Raw genomic sequence first — 14,245 nt, 5'->3', positions numbered from 1 at the left:
GGTCGCGGACTTGTCAATAAATAATCGTACCGTATAGTACGGCTATGTCCGAGCCGAAAACCCGCCGCGATCTGAACCGCGAAGCCCGTCGCGAGACGATCGTGGCGACCGCGCGCGAGGCGTTTCTCGACCATGGCTATGCCGCCACCTCGATGTCGACGATCGCCACGCAGCTCGGCGGGTCGAAGGGGACGCTCTGGGCGTATTTCCCCTCCAAGGAGGATCTGTTCAGCGCGGTGCTCGACGACGTCACGTCGAACTTCCGCCAGAGCCTCGAGGATGCGCTGCGCCCGGGGCGCGACTGTGCGACGACGCTGCTCGATTTCCTCGAACGCTTCCAGGCCAAGCTGCTGCATCCCGACAACATCCGGCTGCACCGGCTGATCGTCGGCGAGGGCGGGCGGTTTCCCGAGATCGGTCGCATCTTCTATGCCCGCGGTCCGCAGATCGTGATCGAGCAGCTTTCACTCTATCTGCGCGGCCGGATGGACGCCGGCGACCTGCGCGCCGATGATCCAGTGCAGGCGGCAATGCACCTGCTGCTGCTCGCCCAGACGCAACAGAATCTGCGGCTCTGGGGAGTGGTCGGCATGCCCGGTCCCGACGAAGCGCGCCAGCAGGCGGCGCGCGCGCTCGATCTGTTCACGCGCGCTTATGGGGCAGAGGTCGCGCCGTAACGGCGTTACGCGCGGGCACCGGGAGCCGGAGCGTCCTCCCCCGCTGCAACCGTGTCGCCGCCCCCGCCGCCGCCGCCCTGTCCACCACCGCCGCCGCCACCGCCCGCCCCCCGGCCTGCAGCGGCCCCCTCGCGCTCGCCCTTGCCGCGTCCGCCGCCGGCAGCGGGCCGCGTCGGGCCCTGCGCGGGCAGGATCAGGTCGGTCGGAACGGGGGCGAGATCGAGCGCGGCGCGCACGAAATCGCGCAGTGACACGACCAGCGCGTGCGTCGGGACCGGCCGGCCCGCTGCAAGTTCGCCCGCGGCCTGTGCGGCCAGCCGGACCTGCTCGTCGGTGCCGAGCAGGATGATGTCCGACAGCGCCGCCTCGACCGCGTCGCGGATCCGCCGGCCGCGGTCCGATCCGGTGTCGATCGCGACATCCGCCGCATCGGCAGGGACCGCCTCGCCCCGGCGACGCAGGTCGCGGCGATGCGCGGGGTCGACCGTCAGCGTGCCCGTGAACGAGCCGCCCAAGGTCTTGTAGGCCGCGATCAGCGTGCGCAGCCGTTCGTTGATCTGCCGGTTGATCCGTTCGCGGCGCTGCTGGATCGTCATCATCGTGACGAGGCGGATGCCGACACCGATCGCCGTCACCAGCGCGAGCCCGAACAACGTCAGCAACGTGGTCTGCCAGGAACTGAAGTCGATCGTGCGCATGGTCGCTCCGCTATTCCGGGTCTGCGTGAGTCCCGATGCGGCACCAACGCGCATCGCGGGTCGATGCCCCCGGGATATCGTCAGGGCCGCTGGGCGTCGTCCGGTCGACCCGGAAGCCATATCGTGCGATGGCAAGTCTCGTGACGTCGCCGGGAAACGATCTGCCATGCTCCTGATGCTCCTGATGGTGCTGCCGTTCGCGGCGGCGCTGATGCTGGCGCTCGGCGCACGTGGCGGCCGTCGCATGCATGTCGGGATCGCTGCCAGTGCGAGCGCGGCGGGGCTCGCGCTGCTGTTTCTCGCCGCGCCCGCGGTCCTTGCGGGAACCCCGCTGACCGCGCGGATCGCGTGGATCCCGGCGCTCGGGCTCGATCTCAGCCTGTGGCTCGATCCGCTCGGGCTGCTGTTCGCCGGGCTGATCCTCGGCATCGGCCTGCTCGTCGTGATCTATGCGCAGGGCTATCTCGCCGTGTCCGAGCCGACCGGGCGGTTCCTGTCGTTCCTGATGCTGTTCCAGGGCGCGATGATCGGCATCGCGCTGTCGAACAACATCTTGCTGATGCTGATATTCTGGGAACTGACCAGCCTGTCGTCGTTCCTGCTGATCGGCTTCTGGCGCGACCGCGCCGACGCGCGGCAGGGCGCGCGGATGGCGCTCGCGGTGACGGGCGGCGGCGGGCTCGCGCTGATCGCGGGGATACTGCTGCTCGGCCAGGCGGCGGGATCCTATGAGCTCGCGACGATCCTGACGCGCGGCACCGCCGTCCAGGCGTCGCCGCTCTATCCTGCGATCCTGACGCTTGTCCTGCTCGGCGCGTTCACCAAATCGGCGCAGTTCCCGTTCCATTTCTGGCTGCCGCACGCGATGGCCGCACCCACGCCGGTCAGCGCCTATCTCCATTCCGCGACGATGGTGAAGGCGGGCGTCTTCCTGCTCGCGCGGCTGTGGCCAGTGCTCGCGGGCAGCGAATTGTGGTTTTATCTGGTCGCCTCGACCGGGCTCGTGACGATGCTGTTCGGCGCGGGCGTCGCACTGTTCCGCAACGATCTGAAGGCGATCCTCGCCTATTCGACGATCAGCCAGCTCGGGCTGATGGTGATGCTGCTCGGTTTCGGCACGCCCGCGGCCGCCGCGGCGGCAGTATTCCACATTCTCAACCACGCCGCGTTCAAGGCGGCGCTGTTCATGAACGCGGGCATCGTCGATCACGAGACGGGGACGCGCGACATCCGTCGGCTGGGCGGGCTCGCCGCGCTGATGCCGCTGACCGCGACGCTCGGCACGCTGGCGGTCGCGGCGATGGCGGGGCTGCCACCGCTCGGCGGGTTCATCTCCAAGGAGATGATGCTCGAACAAAGCCTGCATGCCGCGCACGATGGCCGGTCCTGGCTCGTGCCCCTGCTCGCGACGATCGCGGCGACGCTGTCGGTCGCCTATTCGCTGCGCTACGCCACCGGACAGTTTTTCGGGCGTCGCGCGACGGGGAATGTCGCCGCGCCGCACGATCCCGGGATGGCGATGATCGGACCGTCGATCGTGCTCGTGCTCGTCGCGCTCGGTTTCGGGCTGTTGCCGATGACGATCGCCGGGCCGCTGGTGCGCGCCGCGACGGGGGCGGTGATCGGTGGCAGCCCGCCCGCGCTGGATCTGGCGCTGTGGCACGGGATCAACCCCGCCCTGGGGATGAGTGCGCTCGCGGTCGTGATCGGTGCGCTGCTGCTGTGGCGTCGCGCGCCGGTCGCGCGCTGGCTGGACGGGCGGCGCACACTCGATGCCAAGCGGCTGTTCGATGGCGCGATGGCGGTGATCGTCGCGCGCAGCCGCGACGCCTCGCTCGCGATTCACGCGCCGTCGCTGCAACGCTATCTGTTCATGCTGTTCGCGGTGGCGGTGCTGTTCGGGATCGATGCCGCGCTGACGCCCGGCGGGCTGCCCGCGGGGACGCGCGCGACGCTGCCCGCGTCGCCGGTCGCGGTCGTCGCCTGGTTCGCGCTGGTCGTCGCGACCGGCATCGTCGTGGCCATGCAACGCCAGCGCTTCCTCGCGCTGGTCTTCATCAGCGTCATCGGCCTCGTAATCGCGCTCGCCTTCGTCCATCTTTCCGCCCCCGATCTGGCGCTGACCCAGATCGCGGTCGAGGTCGTGACGATCCTGCTGATGCTGCTCGCGCTGCACCTGCTGCCCAAGGTTCCGCCGCAACTCTCGAGCCTGCCGCGCCGCAGCCGCGATGCGCTGCTGGCGGGGGTCGCCGGGATCGGCACCGGCTGGGCGGCCTGGGCGGTGATGACGCGCGACCTGCGCGACACGGTCTCGTCCTTCCACTGGGCGAACAGCTATCCGGGCGGCGGCGGGACCAATGTCGTCAACGTGACCCTGGTCGACTTCCGCGCGTTCGACACGCTCGGCGAGATCATCGTGCTCGGGATCGCGGGGCTGGCCATCTATGCGCTGCTCGAGCCCGCGGCGCGCGGCACGGCGGGGCGGCGGTTGCGCGAATGGCGGCACGACATGCCGCATTCGCCCGAGCGCCACCCGATGATGTTCGTGATGGCGACACGGCTGCTGCTGCCGCTCGCGCTGCTGGTCGGCCTCTACATCTTCCTGCGCGGGCATAACCAGCCCGGCGGCGGGTTCATCGCCGCGCTGGTCGTCTCGATTGCGATCCTGCTGCAATATCTCGCCTCGGGCTTCGACTGGACCGACGACCGCCGCCGGATCGGCGAACATCCGCTGATCGCGGTCGGCGTCTTGATCGCAACCGCGACGGGGCTCGGCTCGCTCGTCTTCGGCGCGCGGTTCCTGACGAGCAGCTTCGGCTATTTCCACATTCCGCTGATCGGCGAGGTCGAGCTGGCAACCGCGATGTTCTTCGATACGGGCGTCGCCTGCGTCGTCGTCGGCGCGGTGATGATGGCGCTCGCCCAGCTCAGCCACGTCGCGCAGCGCGCGGCGCGCAACCGCGATCAGGCCCACGAGGAGACATCGGCATGAGCCTGGAATTCCTGATCGCCAGCGGAATCGCGGTGCTGACCGCGGGCGGTGTCTATCTCGCGCTGCGCGGCCGCACCTTTCAGGTCGTGCTCGGGCTGACCTTGCTGTCCTACGCGGTGAACCTGTTCCTGTTCGCGATCGGCCGGCTCGTCGTCGACCGCCCGCCGCTGTTCGCCAAGGGCGTGACCGACCATGCCGATCCGCTGCCCCAGGCGCTGGTGCTGACCGCGATCGTGATCACCTTCGGGATGACCGCGCTGGTCGTCATCCTGTCGCTGCGCAGTTTCCTCGAAAGCGGATCGGACCAGGTCGACGGCATCGCCGACGCCGTCCCCGGCCCGGAAGAGGATCGCGCATGACGCTGCTCGACCATCTCGTGATCGCGCCGGTCGTGATCCCCGCGATCATCGCGCCGCTGACGCTGATGGTGATGCGGCGGCGGCGCCATGTCGGCGTCGCGCTGTCGCTCGCCGGCTGCGTCGCGATGCTGGTCGTCGCGCTCGCGCTGTTCGGCATCGCGCAGGACGATGCGATCCGCGCCTATCCGCTCGGCGGCTGGCCGGCTCCGTTCGGGATCGTGCTGGTGCTCGACCGGCTGTCCGCCGGGATGCTGGTGCTCGCGGCGGTGCTGGCGCTGGTGGTGATGCTCCACGCGGTCGTCACCGCGGTCGACCGCAAGGGCTGGCATTTCCACCCCCTGTTCCAGTTCCAGCTGCTCGGGCTGAACGGCGCGTTCCTGACCGGGGACCTGTTCAACCTGTTCGTGTTCTTCGAAGTGCTGCTGATCGCCTCCTACGGGCTCATGCTCCACGGTCAGGGCGCGGCGCGGCTGAAGGCGGGGGTCGCCTATGTCGTCGTCAACATCGTCGGCTCGGCGCTGTTCCTGATCGCGCTGGGGCTGCTCTACGGGCTGACCGGGACGCTCAACATGGCCGATCTCGGCCAGCGCATCGCCGTACTGGGCGCGGCGGACCAGGGGCTGATCCGACTCGCCGGGCTGTTGCTGCTCGCGGTGTTCGCGCTGAAGGCGGCGGTCGTGCCGCTGCATCTGTGGCTGCCGCGCACCTATGCCGCGACCACGCCGGTCGTCGCTGCGCTGTTCGCGATCATGACCAAGGTCGGCGTCTATGCGATGATCCGGGTCGTGCCGCTGATCTTCGGCGATGCCGCAGGCGCCGCCGCCTGGGTGCCGGCGCCCTGGCTGCTGCCCGCCGCCGTGCTGACCGCGATCATCGGCTTCGTCGGCGTGCTCGCGGCGCGCGCGATGCGTGAACAGGCGGCGTTCGCGATCCTCGGCTCGACCGGGACGCTGCTGCTCGCGGTATCGTGCTGGACGCAGGCGACGACCGCCGCCGCGCTGTTCTATCTCGTCCACGCGACGCTGGCGGGCGCGGCGCTGTTCCTCGTCGCCGATGTCACGCTGCGCCGACGCGGCCAATATGGCGACGCGATCGTCCCCAGCCCGCGCTTCGCGGGCCAGCAGGCGACCGGGCTGCTGTTCCTCGCCGCGACGATCGCCGCGGTCGGCCTGCCGCCGCTGTCGGGGTTCGTCGCCAAGCTATTCATCCTCCAGACCAGCGTCACGGCCGAGGCATGGCCGCTGATCTGGGCGACGGTGCTGGGCACGACGCTGATCGGCGTGGTCGGCTTTGCCCGCAGCGGCAGCACGCTGTTCTGGAAGGCGGCCGACGATGCCGACCCGATCGCCGGCGCGGACCGGTCGCGGGCCGAACTGATCGCGCCGGCGACGCTGCTCGTGCTGCTCGCGCTGCTGACGCTCGGTGCCGGCTGGGCGACCGCGCAGGCACAGGCGACCGCCGCGCAGATCTATGCCCCCGATCGCTATGCGGCGGCGGTCCTGACGGAGGCGACGCGATGATCAAGCGCCTCCTCCCCCACCCCGCGCTGACCGCGATGCTCGTCGTCGTCTGGCTGCTGATGGCGAACAGCATCACGGTCGGCGGGATCCTGCTCGGTCTGGTCTTCGGGATCGTCCTGCCCAAGTTCACCGAGCCCTTCTGGCCCGATCGCCCCCGCGTCCGCTTCGGCCGCGCGCTCATCGGCTATGTCGGCCTCGTGCTCTACGACATCGTCGTCGCCAATTTCGAGGTCGCGCGGCTGATCCTGTTCCGGCGCAACCGCGATCTCCGCTCGCGCTGGCTGGTCGTGCCCGTCGCGCTGTCGTCGCCCGAGGCGATCACCGTGCTCGCCGCGACGATCAGCCTGACGCCGGGGACGGTCTCGTCCGACGTCTCCGCCGACGGGCGCTTCCTGCTGGTCCACGCGCTCGACGTCGCGGACGCGGCCGCCGAGATCGCACGGATCAAGACCCGCTACGAGGCGCCGCTGCTAAGGATCTTCGCATGATCGCCACCGCGTTGCAGATCGCCGCCATCGCCATCGCGCTCGCGCTGCTGCTCAACGGCTGGCGGCTGTACCGCGGGCCCGCGCTCGCCGACCGGATCCTCGCGCTCGACACGATGGTGATCAACGTCATCGCGGTGATCGTCGTGATCGGCATGATGGGCGGCAACGACACCTATTTCGAGGCCGCGCTGCTGCTCGCGATGGTCGGGTTCGTCAGCACCATCGCCTATTGCAAGTTCCTCCTGCGCGGGGACATCGTCGAATGAGCGGCCTCGTCGAGATCGTCATCGCCGGGCTGATCCTGCTCGGCGCGGCATTCGTGCTGATCGGCAGCTGGGGGCTGGTCCGCCTCCCCTCGACGATGGAGCGGCTGCACGGCCCGACCAAGGCGACGACGCTCGGGCTTGGCGGGCTGTTGCTGGCGTCGGTCGTATTCTTCCAGGTCCGGCTCGGCGTCTGGACCGCGCACGAGCTGCTGATCTCGCTGTTCCTGTTCATCACCGCACCGATTTCAGCGAACATGATCGCCAAGGTCCATCTCCACCGCGCGCGGACCGGCGACCGCCCCGATCACGACGGCGTTGCGGGGCCACCGCCCCGGCCCGACCCGGATGGCGAAGGCGAATGGGCGACGTTCGAGGCGCCGCATACCGACACGCAGGCCTCGATCGAAAACCACTGAGATCGAAAACCACTGAGCGTCGGCACGGGGTCGCGCAGCCACGTCAGGCCGGCTGTGGCCCGGGCTGTTTCGGATCCACCACGAACTTGGCGAAGGTGGAGATCGACCCGCCCGGCCGATCGACCTGATCCATCACCTTCACCTCGGCAAGCCAGCGGTCCGGCGTCACGGTGAACAGCTGATAGCCGCGCTGGTTGTTGAGCAGGCTGACGTTCGGATTATGGTCGAGCGCGCGCGTCTCGCCCGCATAGCGCGCACCGCCGGTGCCGCCCGACGAGATCGAGGTCGCGAGGAACTCGGTCGCGATCGCGGGACCGCCAAGGTCGTTCGCGTCGCGCGGGACCGAACCGACGACATTCTGGTGCAGGTCACCGCTGCCGATCACGACATTGGTCAGCCCGCGCCGCGCGATGCCGTCGACGAGCCGCTGCCGCGCCAGCGGATAGCCGTTCCAATTATCCTTGCCGACCACCGGCGTCGTCGCGCCGTCCTTGCGCGCGTCATAGGGCATGAACAGCACCTGCTGCGCGATGAAGTTCCACCGGGCGTCATTGGCGAGCCCGTCGTCCAGCCAGCGCTCCTGCGCGGCCCCCAGCATCGTGCGCCCCGGCCGGTCGACGGGCACGCAGGCGTCGAGTTCGCCCCGCGCGATCCCGGGCCGCTCGCAAAGCTGGTCGCTGCGGGCCGAGCGCGTGTCGAGCACGTGCATCCGCGCCAGCGTGCCGTAATCGAACCGGCGATAGGCGCGCCCGGTCCCGGGCCGTTGCGCGCGGCGGACGGGGACATGCTCGTACCAGGCCTGCAACGCCGCGGCCTTGCGCGCGGCGAACACCGGCGGCGGGTTGCCGTCCTTGTCGAATTTGCCCGCCCAATTGTCGTCGATCTCGTGATCGTCGAACGACATGATGAACGCGACCGCCGCGTGCGCCGCCTGCAGGTCGGGATCCGCCTTGTACTGCGCATAGCGGCGACGATACTGGTCGAGCGTATAGGTCTCGGCGCCGAGGTGCTTGCGCGGACTGGGCTCGGCCCGGGTCGCCATCTCGTAGATATAGTCGCCATAATGGAAGACCGCGTCGAGATCGGGCTCGCGCGCGACATGCGCATAGGCGGTGAAGAAGCCCGTCTCGAAATCCTGGCACCCCAGCATCGCCAGCCGCAGCCGGTCGAGCGACGCGCCCGCCGCAGGCGCGGTGCGCGCGGTCCCCACCGGGCTCGACCCGGCACCCTGGACGAGGAAGCGATACCAATAGGGCCGATGCGATCGCAGCCCGTCGACCTCGACATGGACCGAATGCGCAAGCGCCGCGTCGGCGACCGCCGCGCCCGTCCGGACGATCTTGCGGAAACCGGGATCCTCGGCGATGTCCCAGCGGACCGGAACATCATGCGGCGGCATGCCGCCATCCGGGGTCTGCGGCTCGGGCGCCAGCCGGGTCCAGATCACGAACCCGTCGGGCCAGGGGTCTCCGGAGGCGACACCGAGCGTGAACGGATCGCGCGTGAACGTCGCCTTCGCGAGCAGCCGCGGCGCCCCCGCCCCGCCCAGCATTGCGAGCGAGAGGCCGGCCTTGACCAAATTGCGGCGATCGAACTGAGCCATAAGGACACTCCCTGCGGCAGCGCGCGCCTGCTGCGCCCGACCGGCGTCGCAGCGCGACCTGCTATGCCGGAAAGACGGAGCAGCCGGGCAAAACCCGACAGACAAAAGAACGGGCGGCGGCGATCCTACGGATTCCCGCGGTCACCCGCCGGGCGGATGGCGATCGCGTCTTTCCCGTAAGCGACATCGACCTGATAGGCCGCCTGCACCGCCTGCAATGCGCGGTCGGTGTCGGAAATATGAAAGCGGCCGCTGATCGGAAGCGCCTGCAGGCGGCGATCCTGCAACAGGATCGGCCGCGCCGAGTAACGCTGCACCTTGCCGATCAGCACCGCGAGCGGAACGTCGGACGCCTCGAACCACCCCGACTTCCACTCGGGCGCGCTGGCCGCGATGCGCGGTTGCGCCGTGACCTGCCCGTCGACGACGCGTGCGCCGTCGCCCTTGTGCAGCACCAGATCCGCTTCCCCGGCGACGCCGACCTCGACCGCACCGCGGTAGACGACCACGGCGGTGCGCGTCGGCGACTGGCGATCGACGTTGAACGCGGTGCCCAGCACGCGGACGGACGTGGTGCCGCTCGCGACCCGGAACATCCGGCTGCGTTCGTGGCGGATATCGAAATAGGCCTCGCCGCGGACGAGCTCGGCACCGCGGTGCCACGGCAGAATTCGCACGCGCAGCTCGGTGTCGCCGCTCAGGTCGACGCGCGACCCGTCCGCGAGCACGACGGTGCGGCTCTCGCCAGGGCCGGTACGATAGCGCGTCGTCACCAGCATCGGCACGAGCAGGAGAATCGCGACCAGCATCGCGCAGGCCGCAACGGCCAGCCGCGCCGCCGATCGCCGACCGCGACGCGCGCGATCGACCCGCGGGGCCGGCGGGATCGCAGCCGCGGGGACGCACGCCGCGGTCCCGAGCGCCTCGACCAGCGCCTCCGATTGCCAGAGCGCCTGCATTTCGGCGAACACCGCGCGGTGCCGCGGTGACGCTGCCATCCATGCATCGAAGTCCGGCCCCGCCGCGGCATCGAACGCCGGCTGGTTGAGCCGGTCGATCCACGCGGCGGCGTCCTCAGCGATCTGGCTCTCGCGGCTCATCGTCCGCGTCCGCACGCGATCGCCTCTCCCGGCATCGCCTTGTGAAGGTCTGCCAGGCCGCGGGTGATGTGTTTCTCGACTGCCTTCGGGCTCAACCCCAGATCCCTCGCTATCGCCGCACAGCTTTGCCCCTGCAAACGCCGGCGAACAAGCACGTCGCGGCGCAGCGGCGGCATGGCGTCGAGCGCCTCCCGGAGGATCGCGACCGCCTCGCGGCCGACCAGCACCCGGTCCGGCAGGGGCGCCTGGCTGACGGGCTCCTCCGCGCGTTCGGCGACATAGCGGCGGTCCCTGCGATGATGGTCGACCAGCAGGTTCGCGGCGATCCGGAAGCCCAGCGCATAGATGCTGACCAGCTTCTGCACGCGCCCCTGGTGCACCAGCCGCGACAGCGTCTCCTGCACGACGTCCTCGACGACATCGACGCGGCTGGTGCGCGCGCGGACATAGCGGCTCAGCGTCGCCGCGATCGCGCGCCAGTCCTCGACCGCGGGCTCGCCCGCGCGGGTGTCGATCTGGGGAAGCGTCGCTGGCATGGCTCGTCCGGGTTGTTGATCCCGGCGACCTAGGCTGCGTTTGTGACAATTTCGGAGAGGGTGCGACAAGGAGTTCGCGCGGACGCTGCCCGATCCCCCAAATTGCGCAGCGCCACCGTCAGTATACACACCGACCTGCATCAGACTTCAGTGTCATATAACTGAAACGAAATACTTTGTCGGGTTTCCGGGCGCCTGCCCGTCTTGCCCTCGAACCATCTCGGGGGGAAATCATGTTTCATAGAATTCGTCTGGCGCGGCGTCTGCTCGCGTCCGTCGCACTGTCCGGCTTTGTCTGCGCGCCTGCGATCGCGCAGACCGCACCACCGGCACCACGCCAGTTCAGCTTCGACGTTCCCGCACAGGGTCTCGCCGACGCGCTCCTCGCCTTCTCGCGACTGACCGGGCTGCAGCTCGCGACGTCGCCGTCACTGCTGCAGGGCGCACGCAGCCAGCGCCTGCGCGGCCGGATGACCGCGGAACAGGCGCTCGCGCGGATCACCGCGGGCAGCGCGGTCGACGGCAGGATCGTCGGCGGTACGGTCACCGTCGCACGGCACATGGGGCCGGTGACGACGGCATATGCTCCTGCCGCATCCCCCGGCGGGACCGAAGCCCAGGCGATCGCGCAGGCCACGCAGCCTGCCCCCCTCGCCGATGACGGTGCCGACATCGTCGTCCGGGGCTACCGCCAGAGCGTCGCCAAGGCGCAGCAGATCAAGAAGGCCGCAACCGGGTCGCAGGAGGTGATTCTGGCGCAGGACATCGCCGCGTTTCCCGACCAGAACCTCGCCGAGGCGCTTCAGCGCATCCCCGGCGTCGCAATCACCCGCGACAGCGGCGAGGGTCGCCAGATCTCGCTACGCGGCCTTGGTGCGGATTTCACCCGCACGCAGCTGAACGGCATGGAGGTGCTGACCAATACCTCCTCGGGGCTCGACAGCCGCTCGTCGGTCAGCCGATCGCGCGCGTTCGACTACAGCATCTTCGCGTCCGAGCTGTTCAACAAGGTCGTCGTCGAGAAATCCTATGCGGCGCAGCAGGACGAGGGCGGCATCGGCGGCACGGTCGGGCTGCACACCGCCAAGCCGTTCGACTATGACGGGCTCACCGTCGTCGCCTCCGCCCGCGGCCAGGCGAACCAATATACCAAGACGGTCACACCGCGCCTCGTCGGGCTGATATCCGATCGTTGGGGAGATTTCGGCGTCCTCGCCTCGGTCGCGTACAGCACCGCCGAGACCGTCGAGTTCGGCTATCGCAACTGGAACTGGTCGCAGATCAAACTCGGCGCGGCCAATGTCGGGCCCGCCGTGTCCGCGGCGGACCGTGCGCTCCTGGTCGGAGCGACGGGTGCCGCGCGCGTCTGGAACAGCCGTGCGCAGACTTACGCCACCTTCTTCAACAAGCGCGAACGCCTCGGCGTCACCACCGCGCTGCAATATCATCCCGACGACCGCACCGACGTCTCGCTCGACCTCCTTTATGGCCGGCTGAACAACGACCGGCGCTCGGGCGTGATCGGCGCCGCGGGGACCAACGGCGTCGCCGCGAACAACGTCACGGGCACGCAGGTGCTGACCGGCGTCACCTTCGACGATTTCAACGACATCGTCGGCGCGTCGTTCGACCGCGTCGACATGCGCACCGAATCCAAGGTGACGCATGACCAGACGACCTTCTGGCAGGCCGCGCTCAACGCGCATACCGATCTCAGCAGCAACCTGACGCTCAACGTCCTGGGCGGCTGGTCGCGATCGACCTTCGCGTCGCGCTATGCCCAGGTCTATCTCGAGGCGGTCGGCAAGAGCTATTCCTTTTCCGGGCTGAACACCGCCTCGCCGCGGACCGACTATGGCTTCGACACCACCGACGCGTCGCAATGGGATCTGCAGGGCCTCGAAACCCGCGCCGACCGGATCGAGAGCGAATTCTACAACAGCAAGGCAGAGCTTGCCTGGACGGTCGCCACGGGGTCGACGATCAAGGCGGGTGCGGGGTTCAAGCGCTTCACCAATGGCGGCTGGCAGCGCAAGGTTGCGCCCAGCTACGAGAACAAGCCGGGCGTGCCCGACGTCCCGACCAGCGTCCTGACCGACAGCACGCTCGCCCCCTATGTGATCGGTGATGTCGCCGGCACCTATGCGCTGCTCGGCCAGAGCATGACCGTCGACGCGAACAGCACCGTCGCCGGCACCGCCTATGACCTGACCGAACGGACCTATGGCGCCTATCTGCAATATGACCTTGCCACCCGGCTCGGCGCGATCGGCCTGCGCGCCAATGTCGGCGTGCGCTATTACCATACCGATCTGGGATCCGCAGGGACCGCGCTGGTCGGCAGCGCGCTCGTCCCGGTCAGCGTGACCAACCGCTATGACGGTTTCCTGCCCGCGGCGAACCTCGCCTTCGACCTCAGCCGGTCGATCGTCTTCCGGCTGAGCGGCAATCGCAATCTGAGCCGCCCTGCGCTCAGCGACATGCGCGCGGCCGGGACGCTCAATCTCGCCTCGTTCGGCGGCACGATCGCGGCCGGCAACCCCAATCTGAAGCCGTTCATCGCGGATTCGATCGAGACGTCGCTCGAATATTATGACGGCACGCGCGGATCGCTCGCGATCGGTGCCTTCTACAAGCACATGGACTCGTACATCACGTCGGAAACGCGGCTCGTGTCCTATGCCTCGACCGGTTATCCGGCCGCGCTGCTGCCCGTCGGCGTCGACCCTGCGGTGCTGGTGAACTATACGCGCCCGATCAACGGCCCCGGCGCGTCGATCAAGGGGATCGAGGTCGCCGCAAAGCGCGACTTCGACTTCCTGCCCGCACCGTTCGACAAGCTGGGCGTGCTCGGCAACGTCACGGTCGCCAGCGGATCAACCGACGTCTTCTATGCCGGCGTGCCGGTCCGCTTGCCGCTGCCGACGCTGTCGAAATTCTCGTCGAACGCAACGCTCTACTACGACACCGATCGCTGGGGCGCGCGTGGCTCGATCGCGACCCGGTCGCGCTATCGCTGGGGCGATGGCGGCAACGGCAATATCGGCGAGTATATCAAGGGCACCACGAACCTCGACGCCTCGGCCTATGTCAATCTGACGCCGCGGTTCAAGCTGACGCTCGACGTGATCAACATCACCGACGAGCCGATCGTCCAATATGCCGACGGCACCGCCAAGCGGGTGATGACCAACACCGTCAGCGGCCGCACCGTCGCGTTCGGCGGGACGATGCGCTTCTGAACGAGCACAGGGGCAGGTCGGTCACCGGCCTGCCCCACGCACCGGGATCGTGTGGCCCTTCACCGATCCGGAGCATCATCTGCCCCCTGGGGCCCGCAATCGAGCGATACCGACGATAGCGCGCGCGCCGTGCGGCAGCATTATCCTGATGCCGGGATCCCACAAACGAACACCCGCACCGGCACGGCCGGTTCGGCATTCCTGTCGAGCGGTCTGTCGCGACCGGCGAAGGACACCGCAAACGACGACAGCCCCGAAGCTTTCGCTTCGGGGCTGTCGTAGGATTTGGTTGCGGGGACAGGATTTGAACCTGTGACCTTCAGGTTATGAGCCTGACGAGCTACCGGG

Annotated in this window: 13 protein-coding genes; 8 read left to right on the top strand and 5 right to left on the bottom strand. The window is 68.9% G+C overall.

Annotated features, from left to right (window positions below):
- Positions 1-44: 44 nt before the first annotated feature.
- Positions 45-677, top strand: coding sequence for a TetR/AcrR family transcriptional regulator (locus tag ASE89_RS13810; protein WP_056678878.1), 633 nt, complete (start codon positions 45-47; stop codon positions 675-677).
- Positions 678-682: 5 nt separating this feature from the next.
- Here ASE89_RS13810 and ASE89_RS13805 read toward each other — a convergent pair whose 3' ends face one another.
- Positions 683-1,375 (bottom strand): hypothetical protein, encoded by a 693-nt coding sequence (locus ASE89_RS13805; RefSeq protein WP_056678876.1) that lies wholly within the window; start codon positions 1,373-1,375, stop codon positions 683-685.
- 166 nt (positions 1,376-1,541) lie between these two features.
- Between ASE89_RS13805 and ASE89_RS13800 the strand changes: the two genes are divergently transcribed.
- The 6 genes from ASE89_RS13800 to ASE89_RS13775 are packed head-to-tail and all read left to right on the top strand — an operon-like array spanning position 1,542 to position 7,416.
- Positions 1,542-4,367, top strand: coding sequence for a monovalent cation/H+ antiporter subunit A (locus tag ASE89_RS13800; protein ID WP_056678873.1), 2,826 nt, complete (start codon positions 1,542-1,544; stop codon positions 4,365-4,367).
- Complete coding sequence (locus tag ASE89_RS13795) at positions 4,364-4,726, top strand: Na+/H+ antiporter subunit C (RefSeq protein WP_192003252.1); 363 nt, start codon at positions 4,364-4,366, stop codon at positions 4,724-4,726. Before ASE89_RS13800 ends, ASE89_RS13795 begins: the two co-directional genes overlap by 4 nt.
- The gene (locus tag ASE89_RS13790; RefSeq protein WP_056678870.1) at positions 4,723-6,246 is read left to right on the top strand and encodes a monovalent cation/H+ antiporter subunit D; all 1,524 of its coding nucleotides are present in this window, start codon (positions 4,723-4,725) and stop codon (positions 6,244-6,246) included. The genes ASE89_RS13795 and ASE89_RS13790 overlap by 4 nt, the downstream gene beginning before the upstream one ends.
- The gene (locus ASE89_RS13785) at positions 6,243-6,734 is read left to right on the top strand and encodes a Na+/H+ antiporter subunit E (protein WP_056678867.1); all 492 of its coding nucleotides are present in this window, start codon (positions 6,243-6,245) and stop codon (positions 6,732-6,734) included. The genes ASE89_RS13790 and ASE89_RS13785 overlap by 4 nt, the downstream gene beginning before the upstream one ends.
- Entirely contained in the window at positions 6,731-7,000 is a 270-nt protein-coding gene (locus ASE89_RS13780) for a K+/H+ antiporter subunit F (protein WP_031395560.1), read from the top strand. Before ASE89_RS13785 ends, ASE89_RS13780 begins: the two co-directional genes overlap by 4 nt.
- Entirely contained in the window at positions 6,997-7,416 is a 420-nt protein-coding gene (locus ASE89_RS13775; RefSeq protein ID WP_056678865.1) for a Na+/H+ antiporter subunit G, read from the top strand. The genes ASE89_RS13780 and ASE89_RS13775 overlap by 4 nt, the downstream gene beginning before the upstream one ends.
- A gap of 43 nt (positions 7,417-7,459) precedes the next feature.
- On the opposite strand, the gene ASE89_RS13770 is transcribed toward ASE89_RS13775, so the two are convergent.
- The 3 genes from ASE89_RS13770 to ASE89_RS13760 form a co-directional block, all read right to left on the bottom strand.
- Entirely contained in the window at positions 7,460-9,019 is a 1,560-nt protein-coding gene (locus ASE89_RS13770; RefSeq protein ID WP_056678862.1) for an alkaline phosphatase D family protein, read from the bottom strand.
- 125 nt (positions 9,020-9,144) lie between these two features.
- Entirely contained in the window at positions 9,145-10,119 is a 975-nt protein-coding gene (locus ASE89_RS13765; protein ID WP_056678859.1) for a FecR family protein, read from the bottom strand.
- Positions 10,116-10,655, bottom strand: a complete 540-nt coding sequence (locus ASE89_RS13760; RefSeq protein ID WP_056408788.1) for an RNA polymerase sigma factor — start codon at positions 10,653-10,655, stop codon at positions 10,116-10,118. The genes ASE89_RS13765 and ASE89_RS13760 overlap by 4 nt, the downstream gene beginning before the upstream one ends.
- 233 nt (positions 10,656-10,888) lie before the next feature.
- Between ASE89_RS13760 and ASE89_RS13755 the strand changes: the two genes are divergently transcribed.
- On the top strand, positions 10,889-13,897 hold the full coding sequence (locus ASE89_RS13755; protein WP_056678856.1) for a TonB-dependent receptor: 3,009 nt from the start codon (positions 10,889-10,891) through the stop codon (positions 13,895-13,897).
- 140 nt (positions 13,898-14,037) lie between these two features.
- On the opposite strand, the gene ASE89_RS21280 is transcribed toward ASE89_RS13755, so the two are convergent.
- Positions 14,038-14,245: hypothetical protein (locus tag ASE89_RS21280; protein ID WP_236701805.1), on the bottom strand; the 208-nt coding region annotated here is incomplete at its 5' end.

The sequence above is a fragment of the Sphingomonas sp. Leaf30 genome (assembly GCF_001422525.1).
Taxonomy (GTDB): Bacteria; Pseudomonadota; Alphaproteobacteria; order Sphingomonadales; family Sphingomonadaceae; genus Sphingomonas; species Sphingomonas aerolata.
The sequence above is the reverse complement of the archived record's forward strand: the minus strand, read 5'-3'. Positions and strand labels throughout refer to the sequence as shown.